Genomic DNA, 15,292 nt, shown 5'->3' on the forward strand with positions numbered 1-15,292 from the left:
ATTGGGTAAGTCTAACACAGACAGCGTAATATCCCTTACGGTGGGCTTAAAACCCGAAAATGCACCTCAATTGAAACCGCATTTATAAAGGCTCGTCTATACCCCACCCCCTTCAAAAAGGGTTTCTTTGCCGAAGACCGGCGGTCGTGCAAATCTGAGCATGTTATTGTCAAATTCAAAACCTTGATAATCAAAGACCCAAAACCTGCAGCATCAAAGCATAAAAGCATCACAGCATCATGATACTCTGGCATCAGAACATCAGCCCACCCTATTCAGTTGCCAAAATGTCAAGGGGCTTTCTGCCCCTTATATGCACCCTAAATTATAGCACCTTCAAAGGTGTTTCAGCAATCTGCTTATCAGTGCAAGCACATAGCCTGTAAGTATTCCCAGTAAAAAGCTCAGCACTACAAGAAGTCCCAGAGACATCTCCGGAACCATGTAATAGATGCCCCTGTAGGCAGGAGTAAGCACAAGCACCACCTTCTGCTGGTTGAGGAACACAAGCATTCCAAGAAAACCTGCAAATAGGAAGAGCAGTATAAAGCCTAAGAGCATTTTCATGGCATGCCCTCCTCCCTTTTTGATACCTGCAGTCTTTTCATAAGCTCTTCCTTTGCAGTTCCGCCGTAGGTCTTTCTTCTGTCTGCTACCTTCTGGGGGTCAAGGAGCTCAAGGGCATCCTCCTCGTATAGCTCAGAAAAACTCTTTAGCTCCTCAAGGGTTAGCTCTTCCGGTCTTTTGCCCTTTTCAAGAAGGTATGCGGTAATGGAGCCTGCTATTGCGTGTGCCTGACGGAAGGGAAGTCCCTTATGCACCAGGTAGTTGGCAAGGTCTGTCATGAGGGTAAAGCCTCCGCTTGCTTCTCTCATACGGTCCGCTCTTATACTCATGCCTTCCAGCACAAGTCTCATGCCCTCAAGGCAGTCCTTAATGGTTTTCAGGCTGTCAAATAGAGGCTCTTTGTCCTCCTGCAGGTCTCTGTTGTATGCCATTGGTAGCCCTTTCAGCACAGTCAGAAGGCTCATCAGATTTCCGTAAAGCCTTCCCGTCTTTCCTCTTATGAGTTCAAGCACGTCGGGATTTTTCTTCTGAGGCATTATGGAGCTTCCTGTGCAGAGCCTGTCGGGCAGATCTATAAAGCCAAACTCTTCTGTGGACCACAGAATGAGGTCTTCTGAGAGTCTTGACAGGTGCATGCCACAGACAGCACAGGCATAAAGCACATCCAGAATAAAGTCCCTGTCAGCAGTCGCCTGCATGGAGTTTCTGCAGACTCTGCCAAAGCCCAAAAGCTCCGCCGTGTAGAACCTGTCGAGGGGAAAGTCAACCCCGGCAACGGCGCCAGAACCAAGTGGAAGGCAATCTGCAGACCTGTAGGCATTCATAAACCTGCTCTCATCCACAAGGAAGATTTCCCTGTATGCCAGAAAGTAGTGGGCAAGCCTTATGGGCTGAGCTCTCTGAAGGTGTGTGTAAGAGGGCATTATTATATCAAGGCTGTTTTCTGCAAGCTTTATGAGCTCTCTTCTGAGAGCTCTGAGAGCCTCTATCACCTCAAGGAGTCTGTCTTTTATGTATAGCCTCTCATCGGTTGCCACCTGGTCGTTCCTGCTCCTGGCTGTGTGTAGCTTTCCTCCCACATCCCCCAGTCTCCTTATGAGCTCTGCCTCTATGTTCATGTGCACGTCCTCAAGCTCATCTCTGAAGACAAACCTGCCCTGCAGTATGTCTTCCTCTATGCTCTGAAGACCTTCAAGGAGCTTTTTTGCCTCATCTTCTGAGAGCACGCCTGCCCTCTGCAGGGTTTTCACGTGAGCCTTGCTCTGGCGGATGTCCCAGAGGGCAAGCTCCCTGTCAAAACTTACCGACTGGGTAAACCTCTCCACAAACTCTTCTGTCTTTTCTCTGAAGCGTCCTTCCCAGGGCTTTTGCATGGGAAAATTATAAGCCCAACCTCCTGAGGAACAAAAGCCCTCTGGCGGTTATAAAAAGCACCGGCAGTTCAATCAAAGGTCCGATGACGAGGGCAAGCGCCACCAGTGGCTCATCCTCAAAGGCTGTCAGGGCTATGGCTAAGGCTATGGGCGAGTTTCTTGCCATGAGGGTAAAGGTGAGGCTTGCAGTATCCCTGTAGCTTTTGAGAAAAAGCCTTCCCAGCAACATGCCCGACAAAAAGGCAAAAAGGAAGAAGAAGAATAGCGGTGGGAGCATTTTGAGAAAGAGGAGAGGGTTTGCCTTTATGGCTTCTCCCTGAGAGGCAAACATGGCTGTTATGGCAAGAGCGAGAAAGAGAGTCTGACCTTTTTCTAAGAGGGATAGCTTGCCTGCAAGACCTGTCCTTCTGAGAATCTGTGTCAGCAGGAGGGGTATGAGGATGACTATTACTATTCCCCTGAGTATGCTCCACATATCAACAGAACCCTCCTCTGCAAAGAAAAGCTCAAGGTAGACGGGCAAAAGAGCTACCTGAAGCAGGAAGTTTACGGGGAGGATTGACAGGCTCAGAGGCAGATTCCCCCCGGCCATGGCGGTAAACACCAGATACCAGTCAGTGCAGGGAGTCACCAGTAGCATGAGAAAGCCTATCCACAGGGCGGGCTCCTCCCGCAAAAAGAAAAGCCCCAGAAGATACGCCACCGCAGGTGTCGCCAAAAAGTTGACCGCAAGGCTCAGCAGAAAAAACCTGCCCCCTCTGTAGGCTCTGGAAATCTCTCCGATGGGGATATTCAGAAAAATGCCAAGGAGCATGAGAAAGAGAAAGGGCGTTATGAGATGCTCTGAAAGCCACCTTATGGTTTCAAACCTGCCAAGATAAATGCCCACAAAAATAGCAAGAAAGACACACAGACTCTGAAAACTTCCAGACACAAACATACTGGGCTAAAAGGTTAATCCAGTCATGCAAAGACCAACCTGACACATATCAGCAAAAAGGGGCCCTGTAGAGCCTAAAATTTACCATCAACTCACATAGGAGGCGAGCATGTGGCGTGTTGTATACACCGGACAGAGACCTCACTACGAAAACATAGCCCTTGACAGGATAATGCTTGACCTTATGGCGGAGGGGAAGATTCCTCCCACTGTAAGGTTTTTGCAGTTTAGGCCCGAGTGTGTGCTGGTGGGATTTCATCAGGCAGTGGAGCAAGAAGTCCGTCTTGAATACACGCAGAGGGAAGGCATTCAGGTGGGGAGAAGAATCACCGGAGGGGGTGCCATATACTTTGACGAGACCCAGATAGGCTGGGAGGTGATAGCCAGCACGGAGCACCTTAGAAGCCTGAGCTACGAAGAGCTGACAAGAAAAATATGCACCGGTGTCGCAAAGGGCCTTCAGAAGCTTGGCGTAAAGGCAGAGTTCAGACCAAGAAACGATATAGAGGTAGAAGGAAAAAAGATTTCAGGCACTGGCGGTGTCTTTGAAGGAAAGGCCTTTCTCTATCAGGGCACCGTGCTTATGGACTTTAACGTGGAGCGCATGCTAAAGTCTCTGCAGATTCCTGTGGAAAAGCTCACCTCCAAAGGCATAAAGTCCGCAGAGGACAGGGTAGAGTGGGTAAAGAGGGCTCTGGGCTATATGCCTCAGAAGGAAGAGGTCTTCAGGGCAATCCTTGAAGGCCTAAAGGAGGAGCTCCAGATAGATGCTCAGTGGGAGGAGCTCACTGAGGAGGAGCTCAGGCTCTTTGAAGAGAAGAAGGATTACTTCAGGAGCGACGAGTGGGTCTACCATGTGAAGAGGGCTCCCACCGACAGCGAGATGCTTTTTGGCATATACAGGTGTCCGGGTGGAACCTTCAGGGTTTCTGCCAAGGTGGACCTTCAGAGCAAGGTGCTACAGCAGGTAATAATAAACGGGGACTTCTTTGTCTGCCCTCAGAGGCTCATCTACGACCTTGAGGCCTATCTCAAGCATAGCCCCCTTGTGGATGTGGAAAAGAGAATAAGGGAGTTCTTCTCACAGAGAGATTGGGAAGGTCTGAACCTGAAGGTGGAAGACTTTGTGGAGGCAGTCCTCTTTCCCCTGCGCAAGGTGGAGGGCATAGAGCTGGGTATTGAAAAAAAAAGACTGAATAACATCATAGCCTCCATAGGTGGAGGACTTGTGGAAAACCTCCAGAAGGCAAAGGTGATGCTCCTGCCCTACTGTGCCAAGCCAAGATGGTGCGACTACAGGCATCTGGACGACTGCGGAGAGTGTGGGGGATGCACGGTGGGAGATGCCTACAGGCTTGCCTACCAGAAGGGCATGATACCCATAACCATAACCTCCTTTGAGCTACTCAGAGACACTCTCTTGTGGTGTGCTCAAAATGGATACACCTACATAGGACACTGCTGTTATGAGTTTTATGAAAAGAGATACGAAATATTTAGAAGGGCGTCGGAGGAGGGAGCAAAGGGCGTACTCTTTGACATTGTGGGAACCACCTGCTACAGCCTGGGCGTGGAGGAGGAAGAGAGGGCATACCACGGAGAGTTCACCGTAGAACTTGACCTTATAAAGGAAGACCTGTACAACAGCCTTTCTATAAAGGAAGATGCGGAGGAAAAGGAAAACAGAAGGGAGACAAGTTTTGGCTTTTCTCCTTACCTTGCGGACTTTAGGCCAGAATACTACAGAAAGCCTAAGGCGGTGCCGACACCTCAGGAAGATAGGACAAGGACCTCCATGCAGAGAGAGGTCTTCCTTGGAGAGGCAACCATAGGAGAAGAGGTTGTAGGCTATCGGGAAGCCTTTGATACCCTTGCCCGATGGCTAAAGGAATCTGAAAGACCTACCATAGTGCTGGGACCTCTGGTCTTCTGGGACTTTGGAGAGAAGGAGCTTCAGGAAAAGGCAAGGCTCCTCAGGGAACTTATTGAGAAGGTGGGAAGGTTCAACGTGAAAGTCCTGCCTGACTACAGACCAAAGCTAAAAAAATACGACCCTTCTGTAGAAATGGACCCTCCTAACCCGCACCATGCAGTGCTCCATGGCAGGCACGACCTTACGGTGCTTGTGGGAGTGCACTGCTACAGAACAGACTTTGTGATAAGACTTCTGAGAAAGTATACGGATACAAAGGTGGTTGCCCTCTGCGGGCTCTATGGACATCCTACCGCACACCTCTCAACGAGCTTTACGGATGCGGAAAAACTGGAAGATTTTACAAAACTCCTTTGAAATTTTTCCAGAGACCTGATTTGTGAGCTTCTCTCTCTGGCAACATTGCAAAAGAGAGAGGCATATATTACAAAACCCATGATAAGAATAATAGAACCAAGGTTTTCAGAAGAGGAGAAAAACATAGTTCTTGAGATACTCCAGAGTGGACAGATAACCAGAGGTAAGTGGACAGCCCTCTTTCAGGAGGAGTTTGCCAGATATCTGGGTGTAAAGCATGTCTTTACAGTATGCTCTGGAACAGTTGCCCTCTTTGTGGCACTAAAAGCTCTGGGGGTAGAAGGAGAGAGGGTGGTAGTGCCAGCCATGAGTTTTATGGCAACCATAGATGCGGTCTACCTCGCAGGTGGCGTGCCTGTGGTGGTGGACGTGGACCAGCACTACACTATGGACCCAAACCAGCTTGAGGATGCGGTAAAGAGATACAGACCAAAGGTGGTAGTGCCCGTGCACCTTTATGGGCAGACCGCAGACATGGACGCCATAATGCAGCTCTCAGAAAGGTATGGCTTTTATGTGTTGGAGGACTCCGCTCAGGCACACGGTGCCATGTGGAAGGGCAAAAAGGCGGGCTCTCTGGGGCATATATCAGCCTTTAGCTTCTATGCCTCCAAAAACCTGCCCATGGGAGAGGGTGGTGCGGTCGCCACCAGCGATGACAGGCTCGCCGCTGAAATTAAAAAGTGGATAGACTTTGGAGAGCATCCAGCTTTCAATGTGAGAATTACTGAGTTTCAGGCAGGCGTAGGATACGTGCAGCTCAGAAAGCTGGATGAAAACAACCAGAGGAGAAGAGAAATAGCCCACAAATACATGCAGTCTCTGAACGGCGCCTTTGTGCACCCTGTCGAAAGAGAGGGAGCTTACCATATCTATCACCTGTATACCCTGAGGCATCCTCAGAGGGAACAGATAGTGGAAAGGCTCAGGGGAAAGGGCATAGATGCAAGGGTATACTACCCTTATCTTCTTCATGAGCTAAGAAATGCAGAGCATCTTCCTACTCCCAACGCAGAGAGGTTCAGGAAAGAGGTTTTTTCCATCCCCGTTCACCCCTATCTCTCTGATGAGGAGGTGAACTTTATGGTTGAGATTCTCCTGTCTGAGGTCGGGTTAGCTCCGCACCCCTTATGTTGAGTATGACGATTTCCACCCTTCTGTTCTGGGCTCTGCCCTCTGGAGTTGTGTTGGAAGCTATGGGTCTGGTATCAGCATAACCCGAAGCCTTTAATCTCTCAGGGTTTACACCCTTTGCTATAAAATACCTAACTATGGAACCAGCCCTTGCAGTAGAAAGCTCCCAGTTGGAGGGAAACCTCTCCGTTGATATGGGTATGTTATCCGTATGCCCCTCCACTTCCACAGGATTTGGAAGGTCTTTGACTATCTCATACAGTCTGTCAAGAATAGGTCTCATCTCCGGCTTTATGTCTGCGCTTCCCGGTTCAAAGAGAAGCTTCTCCTGAAGAATAAGCCTTATACCTATGGCCTCGTAGGCTATTTTTAATTCCCCTTCAAGACCCATCTTTTTCAGCATTTCCTGAAGCTCCTGAAGCTGCCTCTGCAGTCTTCTTCCCTTTTCTGTGGGTTCAGCTCTTTTTAGCACTGGCTCTGGGAGTATCTGCCTTGGCAAAGTTTCCTGAAAGGGGACAAGCCTCATACCGAAGGCTTTTGCAAAAGCCTGAGCATATTCAAGCGCCGCCTGCTTGCCCGCCTGAGCCATGGCAAAGAGGGCTATGAAAAGACACAGAAGCAGCGTGAGAAAGTCTGCATATGGTATTGCCCATTTCTCTGAAACTTCCTCGGGGCACTTTTTCTTCTTCATTATTTGACCTCAACGTAAGAGCTGAGCCTTTCTTCTATAAGCCTGGGATTTTCGCCCCTCACCATCATCCTGCAGGCATCCAGTATCATATACATTCTGAGCGTCTCCTCTTTTGACTTTATCTTAATCTTCTTGGAGAGCGGACCAAAAACGAGATAGGAAAAGGTTATCCCGTAAACGGTTGCCACAAAAGCGGCAGATATTCCCGCAGCAAGCTCCTGAGCGTTGTCAAGGCTCTTGAGGGCTTTCATCAATCCGAAGACGGCTCCCACAAGACCAAAGGTGGGTGCACTTTCCGCAGAGTTCTTCCAGTATTCCACCGCTATTTCAAAGTCCTCTTCCTTCTTTGCTATCTCCGCTTCTAAGCTCTCCACGAGCACGTTTTCATCCACACCGAGAACCATAAGGTCTATTGCTCTCCTGAGAAAGGGGTCCTCTATCTCCTCCGCCCTGGTTTCAAGGGCAAGCATACCCTCTTTTCTCACGATGTTTGCTAGCTCAACAAGCTGAGCTTTGGTCTCAAGAGCTTCATTCCCACCACCCTTAAAGGCTATTTTAAGGCCTTCTATGATAAGAGAAAACTTTGCTATGGGCATGGTTACAAGGCTTGCAAAAAGAGTGGTTGGAACCACTATAACAAAGGCAGCCGGCTGTATGAGAAACAGAATGCTCGCACCCTTGAGAACTGCACCTATGAGAAGAGCCACCAGTCCCCCCACAATGCCTATAACTGTAAGAAGGTCCATGGTAGATATTATAATCGTCAGCTGTGTTTTAATATTTAGACCATGAGAGTTCTCAGCGGTATGAGACCTACGGGAAAACTACACCTTGGACATTACTTTGGCGTCATAAAAAACTGGGTAAGGCTTCAGGAAGAGTATGAAACCCTCTACATGGTGGCAGACTGGCATGCCCTTACCACAGGCTACAAAAGGGTGGGGGAGATACCCCAGAATGTGGAAGAGATGCTCATAGACTGGCTTGCTCTGGGCATTGACCCGCAAAAAAGCGTCATATTTCAGCAATCAAAGGTAAAGGAGCACGCTGAGCTTTTTCTCATATTCTCAATGATAACCCCCAAAAGCTGGCTTGAGTGGAACCCCACCTACAAGGATACAAAGTATAATCTTCTGAGGATTGCAGACCTCAGTCTCATGTTCAAGGGTGGTCTGAGAGACCATATAAAGACCTTTGTCGCTAAACTACCCTACAGGGTTGAAGACTTTGAAGCCCTCGAGGAACTCCTCCTTGATACTCTGTCTGACGCACTTATCGGTGCACTCTTTGAAGGATATCTGGATAAGGAAATGCTCAAGGAACTCAACGTCTCAAAGAGGGATTTTTATGACACAGATACCTATGGCTTCCTGGGCTATCCAGTGCTTCAGGCGGTGGACATACTCATATACAAGGCTCAGGCGGTTCCCGTGGGAGAAGACCAGCTACCCCACATAGAGCTATCAAGGGAGATAGCAAGAAGGTTCAACAACCTCTATGGAGAAACTTTCCCGGAGCCTCAGGCTATGCTCACAGAGACTCCAAAACTTCCCGGAACCGACGGGAGGAAGATGAGCAAATCCTACGGCAACGCCATATACTTCGCAGACAGCGAGGAAGAGGTGAAAAGGAAGGTTATGAGCTTTTACACAGACCCCCAGAAGCTCAGAAAGGGAGACCCGGGAAGACCAGAGATATGCCCCGTCTTTTTCTACCACAAAATATTTTCCCCATCGGAAAGAGTTGAGGAGGTGGAGAGAGACTGCAGAAGTGGCAAGCTTGGCTGTGTGGACTGTAAGAAAATGATGCTGGAGGGACTGGAAAGCTTTTTAAAGCCTATGAGAGAAAGAAGGGAAGAGGTGGCCAGAGACAGGGAGTTTCTCAGGAAAGTGCTTGAAGAGGGTTCCGAGAGGGCAAGGAAAACGGCTTCAGAAACTATGGAAGAAGTAAGAAGAAAAATAAAAGTGGGATGACCTACTTACTTCTTGCCATCTTCTTTTTTTTACTTTACTTACTTGTGGCTGAGCTGTATCCTGTAAGGTTTTTAAGGGCAAAAAGCGTAAAAAAAAGTCCGTCAAAACTGCCCCCATTGTACATATACTCCTTTGAGCTGCATATCCACACGCAGTTTTCCTACGATTCTCTGGGCAAGCCGGAGGACCTGATAAGGTCTTCGAAAGAGGAGGACATAGACTTCCTAATAGTCACAGACCATGACAGGGATGATATAAGGCACTTTGCTGGCGAGAAAATTCTGGCGGGAAAAGAAGTAAAGCTCACAGACGAGAAGGGAAATATCATGGGGGACCTTCTTGAAGCTGGAAATGTAAGAGTTGTAGCCCATCCTTTCAAGGAAAAATACAGATGGCGCCTTCCACTTCCCGAAGACTACCTCTTTGAAATAATAGACCTTAAAGATGCGCTACTTGAAAGAAAACTTCTTCTTTTATTCCTTATCCCTTACCTTTTCATAGCTGGACTCTTCTCCATAAGGTTTTCCATTTCAGCTCTGAAAAGGCTCGTAGATATAAGAAAATACGCCCTGCTCTATCTCAACATGGGAATCAACAATCCGGTGGTTGCAGGACTTGACCATCATGTGAAGGTATACGTAAGGGAAGTGGGCGTGAGATTTCTGTTTCCAGACTACAGGCATAGCTTTAGAGTTCTGCGCAACTTTCTCATAACGGACAGAAAGGTCAGGGACTCAGAGGACTTCCTCAGAGAATTGCAGAGGGGTAGCATCCTCATATCCTTCAGTAAAAAGCCGACCCTTTTCTGGAAAGAGGGCTCAGTGCTTAAGGTTTTACCCCCTGTGCAGTGTATCCTCTACAGGCTAAAGGAGAAGGGAGAGGAGCTTTACACAGGGTCTTACTTTGAACTATCGCAATGTTCTGGAAGAACTCTCTTACTGGGATATACTTATAAATTCAGAGTATGGAACTTTTACTTTGGGCTTACACCTCTTTTTCTATTTACCTGCAAGGAGGAAAAGTATGGAAGAGATGCCACTTCCTGAGGAGATAAAGGAAAAGATACTTGAGAGGGTTTCAAACAGGGCACTCGCCCTGAGAGCCTTTGAATACATAAAGCTGGTAAGAAGAGAAGATGGCACCCTCTGGGTAAAGGAGGAATTTGAAGATACAAACAACCACGCCCTGTGGTTTATGGTGCTCGCGTGTGTAAACTATGCCCAGAGGCTCATAAGAGGGGAGGAGCTGGACTGATGCCCTGGAATGTGATAGTAAAGAAAAAATTTAACTGGGCACATTTCCTTACAGACTACCACGGCGCTCCAGAGCCCATTCATGGACACACCTGGACTGTAGAGGTTCATATAAGGGCGGACAGCGTAGATGCGGGTGGTATGGGCTATGACTTTCTGGAGATAGACAGTTTTCTGAGGGAGCTCCTGCCCGATTACAGGCTTCTGAATGAGCTGGTGGATTTCTCACCAAGTGCAGAGAACATGGCAAGGTGGATTTACCAGAAGGTGAAGGAGAGATACCCCACAGTCTCAAGGATAATCGTGTGGGAGAAGGAAGACTGTGGGGCGGAATACTGGGAGGATTAACAGCTGACACAGTTAGCCTGCTTTGCCTCCCTTGCCTTCTTTGCCATCTCAGGGTCGTAGGCTTTGCCTTGCCAGAGCATCTGATAGACCACCTCGTGTGTGCTCTCTGCAAGCTCCGTTAGCTCTTTAAAGAGCCTGTTGAAGCCCTCGCTCCTATGAGATTCCTCGTGGTCTTCCAGAGACCTCCAGAAGGTAATTATGAGCACTTCTCTTTCCTTCAGCGGATGCTCTGTAGTCTGACCTGCTGTGGATCCCTCAAGGGATACACCACCCGTATTCAGTGCAACAAAGCCTCCATAGAAGCCCGTGTCGGAGTGGTAAGTTTTCACATGCTCGCAGAGGTATGCCACCCTTTCAGCCACATCGTCAATGGTGACACCCTCCTTTAGCACCACGTAGTTTATGTTAACTATGGCATCCTCTGGAACGTCTACTATGTAGTTTCCATACATGGTTGCACCTCCTGCAAGTTTTTTAACGATTTTCTAATATAATAAAATCCTTAAAAGAGTGCTATGCGTTAAATCATAAATACTGACATTCAGTATCCTTCGTATGCCCGCTCATAGAGCCTGTAGACATCCTCAAGGGATGGCTCTACCGGGTTTATTCCAAAGAGTCCCCTTGAGAGCATATAGACATCCTCCGTAAGTCTGTCCAGTTTTTCCCTCTCCACTCCAAGGTCTTTGAGGCTCACCCTCAGTCCCACCCTATGCAGAAAGTCCTCAAGGGCTTTTACTGCCATGTGGGGCTCTGCAGGATAGCCCATAAGCTCTGCAAAGAGGGCATACTTCTGAGGGCTTCCCCTGTAGTTGAAGTCCGTTACCGCCACAGCAAGGGCTGCAAGGCCTTCAGCATGGGCTACATGGGGGTAGTGGGCCGAGACGGGATGTTCCATGCCATGTATGAGGGCAACCCTTTTTCTGTCTATGGCAATACCTGCCAGCATGGCCGCATAGCTCATATAAGACCTTGCCCTGAGGTTGTCTGGCTCTTCCAGGGCTATGGGAAGCCACTCTCTGATAAGTGCTACAGCCCTTATTGCAAGCTCCTCCGCAAACTGGTTGGAAAGCCTGTTGGTAAGGGACTCAAGGGCATGCATGAGGGCATCTACGCCTGTAATGGCGGTGAGCTTTCTGTCCATGCTTACCGTAAGGGAAGGGTCTATTATGGCAGCCCTCGGGTAATTGAGGGAGTGGGAAATTACCAGCTTTTCCTTTCTTATGGGATTGGAAAGGACCGAATACCTGTTTACCTCGCTACCGGTGCCCGCGGTGGTGGGGATGCATATGACAGGCCTGTTCAGAAAAGGTATGAGCCTTGGACCTTCGGGGTAGTTCACGTAGTCCCATGCGTAGCCTTCATTGGAGGAGACTATGGATATGGCCTTCGCAGAGTCCAGGCTGCTACCTCCACCAAGACCCACTATGTAGTCTATCTTCTCTCTCACCACAAGCTCACTGGCAAGGTTAACCACCTTGTCCGTGGGGTTTGGCTCAATCTGGTCAAAGAGGAGGACCTCCTCTGCACCGCTTCTTTTCAGAGAATCAACGACCCTCTGAAGGGCTCCACTTTCCCTTGTGCTTCTTTTACCCGTGACCACAAGAGCCCTGTAGCCAAAGCGCCTGCCCACCTCCCCAACCTTTTCTAAAGTGCCCGTGCCAAATATTACCTCAACAGGGAGATAAAACTCAAAGTTCATGCCTCTGTTATGTCTTCCCTCTGGAGCTCAACCTCTTCCGGTATGGTTGCCTCAAAGGTTACTGCAGGATAGGTGGGCACTATGCCCTCTTCCTCTGCCTTTTCTGCACAGTGGGCGTGGTATCTCGTCCAGGGTATTACCATGAGCCTTTCAAAGGGTATTTCTTCGTTGCAGTATTCACATATACCGTAGGTGCCAGCCTGCATCTTGCCCAGGGCATGGTCAATTTCCTTAATTATGAAAAATTCTCTTGAGGAGAGGGTATCAAGAAGCTCCTGTGTGTAGGTCATCTGACCTATATCCTCAAGGTCCCTTGGCTCCTTTACCTCCTCCCCAATGCGCGCCTGGGTGTCTTCCTTCTTCCTGTAGCGTTCAAGAAGCTTCGCCTTCTCCTCAAGCAGCTTGTCTCTCAGAACCTCAAGCTGTTCTCTGCTCAGCATGTCAGCCCTCCTAAAAGGAATTCAGAATAATATATGCTAAAATTTTCTCCCGATGTATTCCCTTCTTCACAGATACAAAAGTATAACAGTAGCCATTATAGCAGTTGCAACAGGGGGTTTTTTTCTGTGGCTGTTCTTTGCAGGAGGTGTGAGTGATATAACTTCACCCTCAAAGAGATGTGTGGTGGAGGTAGGCTCAGGCTGTGTAACTCTAAAGGATTACAGAAGAGAGCTTCTGAGATTTTCTGAACTTCTGAAAAATCCACAGATGGAAGAGCTTGTCAGAGAGCAGGTGCTGTCAAACCTTACGGCTCAGGAGCTCCTGTATCAGAAGGCAAAGAGCCTTTCCTTCATCGCCAGCGATGAGGAGGTGGTGGAGGTAATAAAGTCTGACCCATCCTTTCAGGAGGGTGGTCTTTTCACCTCATCTAAATACAGGGAGGTGCTGTCAAGGATAGGGCTGACGCCGGAAGAATACGAAGAATACATAAGGAAAGTCCTGAGCATCCAGAAGCTTCTTAGTTTTTTGAGCAACGGTGTATACCTTTCAGAAAAAGAGCTGGAGATAAACCTGCTTGCGGAAAACACGCTTCTGAGTGGAAGTTTGTATCTTATAACTCCTGCAGATGTATCCCAGGGCTACAGCCCTTCAGAGCAGGAAATGCTGGAATACTACCAGAAGAACAGAGAGCTCTTCAAAAGGCCTGAGGGGAAGCTCATATGGGTATGGAGAGAGAGGGAAAAGGAGAAGGCTCTGTCCATATACAATGAGCTAAAAAAAGGAAAGGAAAGTCAGGGCTATCAGGAATATAGACTGCCGGAGGACACCCAGAAGATGGGAAGCCTCCTGGAAAAGGAAGCTCAGAAGCTTAGCCCTCAGGAAAGGTTCAGCATCACAAAGGATGGAGAAGATTATGTGGTCCTGTATCTAAAACAGGTCATTCCCGCAGGGTATGAAGAGTTTGAGAAGGTGAAGGAAAAGGTGAAAGAGAGACTGGTGGAGGAAAAGTCGCAGTCCATCCTGCTACAGAAGGCACAGGAGGTGGCAAAGGAGCTAAGAGAGGGGAAAAAGCCCGCTGTGAGGGCTCTGAACTTCTCTGACACGCCAGCCATGCAACTCAATGCAGTGGTCAACATGGACCAGAACAGTCTGGTTCGCATTGTGCTATCTGGGGAAAGGGTCTTTGGTCCCTATCCTCTAAGGCAAGGCTACGGGGTGCTTCTTGTGGAAAAGAGGAGCAGAAAGGAGCTAAGACCTGAAGAAAGGGAGGAAGTAGTCAGGGACATACTCAGCCTCAAGTCTCAGGCTATGCTCACCCAGTATGTGGAACACCTGAAAAAGAACACAAAAATACGCATAAACAAGGAACTGCTTGGAGGTGTATGAAATGGAAAAGAAGTGGAGGACAGCCATAACCCAGCATGTGGGGCATGAAACTTACATAAGGGGCTACAGGCTTCTGGACCTTGTGGGAAACCTGAGCTTTGCCCAGGCCATATACCTGATACTCAAAGGAGAGCTTCCCGGCGAAAAGGAATCAAAGATGATGGAAGCCATCTTTGTCTCCGTAATTGACCACGGAATAGCACCACCTTCTGTTATAGCTGCAAGGTCCGTGGCTTCAGGCGGTAATTCTCTCAACGTGGGCGTTGCTGCAGGTGTTCTGGCCTTTGGTTCTGCCCATGGCGGAGCCCTTGAGGATGCCATGAAGTTTATTCAGGAAGGAGTGGCAAGCCAGAAAAGTGTGGAGGATATAGTAAAAGAACATCTTGAAGCTAAAAAGCCCATACCTGGCTATGGACACAGATACTACAAGGACTTTGACCCCAGGACCAAGAGGCTCATGGATGTAGCCAGAAGTCTTGGCTTTTACGGAAAACACTGTGAGTTTGCAGAGGCGGTTCAGGAGGAGATTGGTAGGCAGAAGGGCAAAAGGCTTGTGCTCAACGTGGATGGGGGCATTGCTGCGGTTGCATCAGAGATGGGCTTTGACTGGAGGCTTGGAAAGGGCTTTTTCATAATAGGAAGGGTTCCAGGGCTTGTGGCGCATGTCTATGAAGAGCTCACCACAGAAAAGCCCTTCTCCAAGAGGCTTGATGAAGAGGCAGAGACAGAATACACGGGTGTGCCTCCAAGAGAATTGCCCGAAGAGTTCAGGAGGGTATGAGCCTGCAGGAGAGCATACTTAGGCTTTACAGGTTTTTTACCGGTATAGTCTTCAATGTGGCAATAATTATACTTCTCTTTTCTCTCTTCGTAGGTCTTGGAAGAACCATTCTGGAGCTTGGCCTGGTCTTTACAGAGGCAACGGTAAGGCTCAGCATAAAGGAGCTTGTTACCAACGTTCTTTCCATAGTAATACTCCTTGAACTTGTAAGGGCCTTTGTGGACTACTTTGAACATGAGAGAGTTAGAGTTGAAATACTCATAGAAATAGCCGTAGCCTTCATGATAAGGGAGTTGATGATATACATTTTTGCCGGCAACTTAAAGGGGACAGATGTGATTCTCTGGACGCTGGGTATAGCCCTTCTGGTTGGGGCAAGGACGCTTACGGTTGTGTTCAAACCCACAAAATAG

Annotated in this window: 17 protein-coding genes; 9 read left to right on the forward strand and 8 right to left on the reverse strand. The window is 48.5% G+C overall.

Annotation, left to right across the window (positions count from 1 at the left end; genetic code table 11):
- Window positions 1-336 precede the first annotated feature (336 nt).
- From WHS43_04045 to WHS43_04055, 3 genes are read right to left on the reverse strand one after another with little or no spacing between them, the layout of a single operon-like run.
- Window positions 337-567: a hypothetical protein gene (locus WHS43_04045; protein MEJ5338807.1), complete on the reverse strand. Its 231-nt coding sequence runs from the start codon at window positions 565-567 to the stop codon at window positions 337-339.
- Entirely contained in the window at window positions 564-1,940 is a 1,377-nt protein-coding gene (gene argH / locus WHS43_04050; protein ID MEJ5338808.1) for an argininosuccinate lyase, read from the reverse strand. The genes WHS43_04045 and argH overlap by 4 nt, the downstream gene beginning before the upstream one ends.
- A gap of 7 nt (window positions 1,941-1,947) precedes the next feature.
- A complete protein-coding gene (locus WHS43_04055; GenBank protein ID MEJ5338809.1) occupies window positions 1,948-2,880 on the reverse strand; it encodes a hypothetical protein in 933 nt (310 codons plus the stop codon).
- Window positions 2,881-2,989: 109 nt separating this feature from the next.
- On the opposite strand from WHS43_04055, the gene WHS43_04060 reads away from it, so the two are divergent.
- Both WHS43_04060 and WHS43_04065 read left to right on the forward strand, forming a co-directional pair.
- Entirely contained in the window at window positions 2,990-5,170 is a 2,181-nt protein-coding gene (locus WHS43_04060) for a carbon monoxide dehydrogenase beta subunit family protein (GenBank protein MEJ5338810.1), read from the forward strand.
- 78 nt (window positions 5,171-5,248) lie between these two features.
- Window positions 5,249-6,307, forward strand: coding sequence for a DegT/DnrJ/EryC1/StrS family aminotransferase (locus tag WHS43_04065; GenBank protein ID MEJ5338811.1), 1,059 nt, complete (start codon window positions 5,249-5,251; stop codon window positions 6,305-6,307).
- Here WHS43_04065 and WHS43_04070 read toward each other — a convergent pair.
- Together WHS43_04070 and WHS43_04075 are read right to left on the reverse strand one after the other, a co-directional pair.
- Window positions 6,252-6,995, reverse strand: a complete 744-nt coding sequence (locus WHS43_04070) for an OmpA family protein (GenBank protein ID MEJ5338812.1) — start codon at window positions 6,993-6,995, stop codon at window positions 6,252-6,254. The genes WHS43_04065 and WHS43_04070 overlap by 56 nt on opposite strands.
- Window positions 6,995-7,741 (reverse strand): MotA/TolQ/ExbB proton channel family protein, encoded by a 747-nt coding sequence (locus WHS43_04075; protein ID MEJ5338813.1) that lies wholly within the window; start codon window positions 7,739-7,741, stop codon window positions 6,995-6,997. Before WHS43_04075 ends, WHS43_04070 begins: the two co-directional genes overlap by 1 nt.
- Before the next feature lie 42 nt (window positions 7,742-7,783).
- On the opposite strand from WHS43_04075, the gene trpS reads away from it, so the two are divergent.
- The 4 genes from trpS to WHS43_04095 are packed head-to-tail and all read left to right on the forward strand — an operon-like array spanning window position 7,784 to window position 10,569.
- Window positions 7,784-8,968 (forward strand): tryptophan--tRNA ligase, encoded by a 1,185-nt coding sequence (gene trpS, locus WHS43_04080; GenBank protein MEJ5338814.1) that lies wholly within the window; start codon window positions 7,784-7,786, stop codon window positions 8,966-8,968.
- Window positions 8,965-10,014, forward strand: a complete 1,050-nt coding sequence (locus tag WHS43_04085) for a PHP domain-containing protein (protein MEJ5338815.1) — start codon at window positions 8,965-8,967, stop codon at window positions 10,012-10,014. The genes trpS and WHS43_04085 overlap by 4 nt, the downstream gene beginning before the upstream one ends.
- Window positions 9,992-10,222, forward strand: coding sequence for a hypothetical protein (locus WHS43_04090; protein MEJ5338816.1), 231 nt, complete (start codon window positions 9,992-9,994; stop codon window positions 10,220-10,222). The genes WHS43_04085 and WHS43_04090 overlap by 23 nt, the downstream gene beginning before the upstream one ends.
- Complete coding sequence (locus WHS43_04095) at window positions 10,222-10,569, forward strand: 6-carboxytetrahydropterin synthase (GenBank protein MEJ5338817.1); 348 nt, start codon at window positions 10,222-10,224, stop codon at window positions 10,567-10,569. The genes WHS43_04090 and WHS43_04095 overlap by 1 nt, the downstream gene beginning before the upstream one ends.
- Here WHS43_04095 and WHS43_04100 read toward each other — a convergent pair.
- From WHS43_04100 to WHS43_04110, 3 genes are all read right to left on the reverse strand, one after another.
- The gene (locus tag WHS43_04100; protein MEJ5338818.1) at window positions 10,566-11,021 is read right to left on the reverse strand and encodes a ligand-binding protein SH3; all 456 of its coding nucleotides are present in this window, start codon (window positions 11,019-11,021) and stop codon (window positions 10,566-10,568) included. The genes WHS43_04095 and WHS43_04100 overlap by 4 nt on opposite strands.
- Before the next feature lie 89 nt (window positions 11,022-11,110).
- A complete protein-coding gene (locus WHS43_04105; protein MEJ5338819.1) occupies window positions 11,111-12,271 on the reverse strand; it encodes an iron-containing alcohol dehydrogenase in 1,161 nt (386 codons plus the stop codon).
- On the reverse strand, window positions 12,268-12,711 hold the full coding sequence (locus tag WHS43_04110) for a TraR/DksA family transcriptional regulator (protein MEJ5338820.1): 444 nt from the start codon (window positions 12,709-12,711) through the stop codon (window positions 12,268-12,270). Before WHS43_04110 ends, WHS43_04105 begins: the two co-directional genes overlap by 4 nt.
- 52 nt (window positions 12,712-12,763) lie before the next feature.
- Between WHS43_04110 and WHS43_04115 the strand changes: the two genes are divergently transcribed.
- From WHS43_04115 to WHS43_04125, 3 genes are read left to right on the forward strand one after another with little or no spacing between them, the layout of a single operon-like run.
- Window positions 12,764-14,098, forward strand: coding sequence for a peptidylprolyl isomerase (locus WHS43_04115; protein MEJ5338821.1), 1,335 nt, complete (start codon window positions 12,764-12,766; stop codon window positions 14,096-14,098).
- A 1-nt stretch (window position 14,099) separates the two neighbouring features.
- On the forward strand, window positions 14,100-14,879 hold the full coding sequence (locus tag WHS43_04120) for a citryl-CoA lyase (protein MEJ5338822.1): 780 nt from the start codon (window positions 14,100-14,102) through the stop codon (window positions 14,877-14,879).
- Complete coding sequence (locus tag WHS43_04125) at window positions 14,876-15,292, forward strand: phosphate-starvation-inducible PsiE family protein (protein ID MEJ5338823.1); 417 nt, start codon at window positions 14,876-14,878, stop codon at window positions 15,290-15,292. The genes WHS43_04120 and WHS43_04125 overlap by 4 nt, the downstream gene beginning before the upstream one ends.

This window comes from Aquificaceae bacterium (genome assembly GCA_037481935.1).
Lineage (GTDB): Bacteria > Aquificota > Aquificia > Aquificales > Aquificaceae > Pampinifervens.

What these genes read in the sequence shown, in the direction of transcription:
- WHS43_04095 (MEJ5338817.1), top strand. Translation starts at nt 10,222, where the DNA reads ATGCCCTGGAATGTGATAGTAAAGAAAAAATTTAACTGGGCACATTTC.
- WHS43_04060 (MEJ5338810.1), top strand. Translation starts at nt 2,990, where the DNA reads ATGTGGCGTGTTGTATACACCGGACAGAGACCTCACTACGAAAACATA.
- WHS43_04105 (MEJ5338819.1), bottom strand. Translation starts at nt 12,271, where the DNA reads ATGAACTTTGAGTTTTATCTCCCTGTTGAGGTAATATTTGGCACGGGC.
- WHS43_04125 (MEJ5338823.1), top strand. Translation starts at nt 14,876, where the DNA reads ATGAGCCTGCAGGAGAGCATACTTAGGCTTTACAGGTTTTTTACCGGT.
- WHS43_04115 (MEJ5338821.1), top strand. Translation starts at nt 12,764, where the DNA reads ATGTATTCCCTTCTTCACAGATACAAAAGTATAACAGTAGCCATTATA.
- WHS43_04065 (MEJ5338811.1), top strand. Translation starts at nt 5,249, where the DNA reads ATGATAAGAATAATAGAACCAAGGTTTTCAGAAGAGGAGAAAAACATA.
- argH (MEJ5338808.1), bottom strand. Translation starts at nt 1,940, where the DNA reads ATGCAAAAGCCCTGGGAAGGACGCTTCAGAGAAAAGACAGAAGAGTTT.
- WHS43_04055 (MEJ5338809.1), bottom strand. Translation starts at nt 2,880, where the DNA reads ATGTTTGTGTCTGGAAGTTTTCAGAGTCTGTGTGTCTTTCTTGCTATT.
- WHS43_04090 (MEJ5338816.1), top strand. Translation starts at nt 9,992, where the DNA reads ATGGAAGAGATGCCACTTCCTGAGGAGATAAAGGAAAAGATACTTGAG.
- WHS43_04100 (MEJ5338818.1), bottom strand. Translation starts at nt 11,021, where the DNA reads ATGTATGGAAACTACATAGTAGACGTTCCAGAGGATGCCATAGTTAAC.
- WHS43_04075 (MEJ5338813.1), bottom strand. Translation starts at nt 7,741, where the DNA reads ATGGACCTTCTTACAGTTATAGGCATTGTGGGGGGACTGGTGGCTCTT.
- WHS43_04120 (MEJ5338822.1), top strand. Translation starts at nt 14,100, where the DNA reads ATGGAAAAGAAGTGGAGGACAGCCATAACCCAGCATGTGGGGCATGAA.
- WHS43_04085 (MEJ5338815.1), top strand. Translation starts at nt 8,965, where the DNA reads ATGACCTACTTACTTCTTGCCATCTTCTTTTTTTTACTTTACTTACTT.
- WHS43_04070 (MEJ5338812.1), bottom strand. Translation starts at nt 6,995, where the DNA reads ATGAAGAAGAAAAAGTGCCCCGAGGAAGTTTCAGAGAAATGGGCAATA.
- WHS43_04045 (MEJ5338807.1), bottom strand. Translation starts at nt 567, where the DNA reads ATGAAAATGCTCTTAGGCTTTATACTGCTCTTCCTATTTGCAGGTTTT.
- trpS (MEJ5338814.1), top strand. Translation starts at nt 7,784, where the DNA reads ATGAGAGTTCTCAGCGGTATGAGACCTACGGGAAAACTACACCTTGGA.
- WHS43_04110 (MEJ5338820.1), bottom strand. Translation starts at nt 12,711, where the DNA reads ATGCTGAGCAGAGAACAGCTTGAGGTTCTGAGAGACAAGCTGCTTGAG.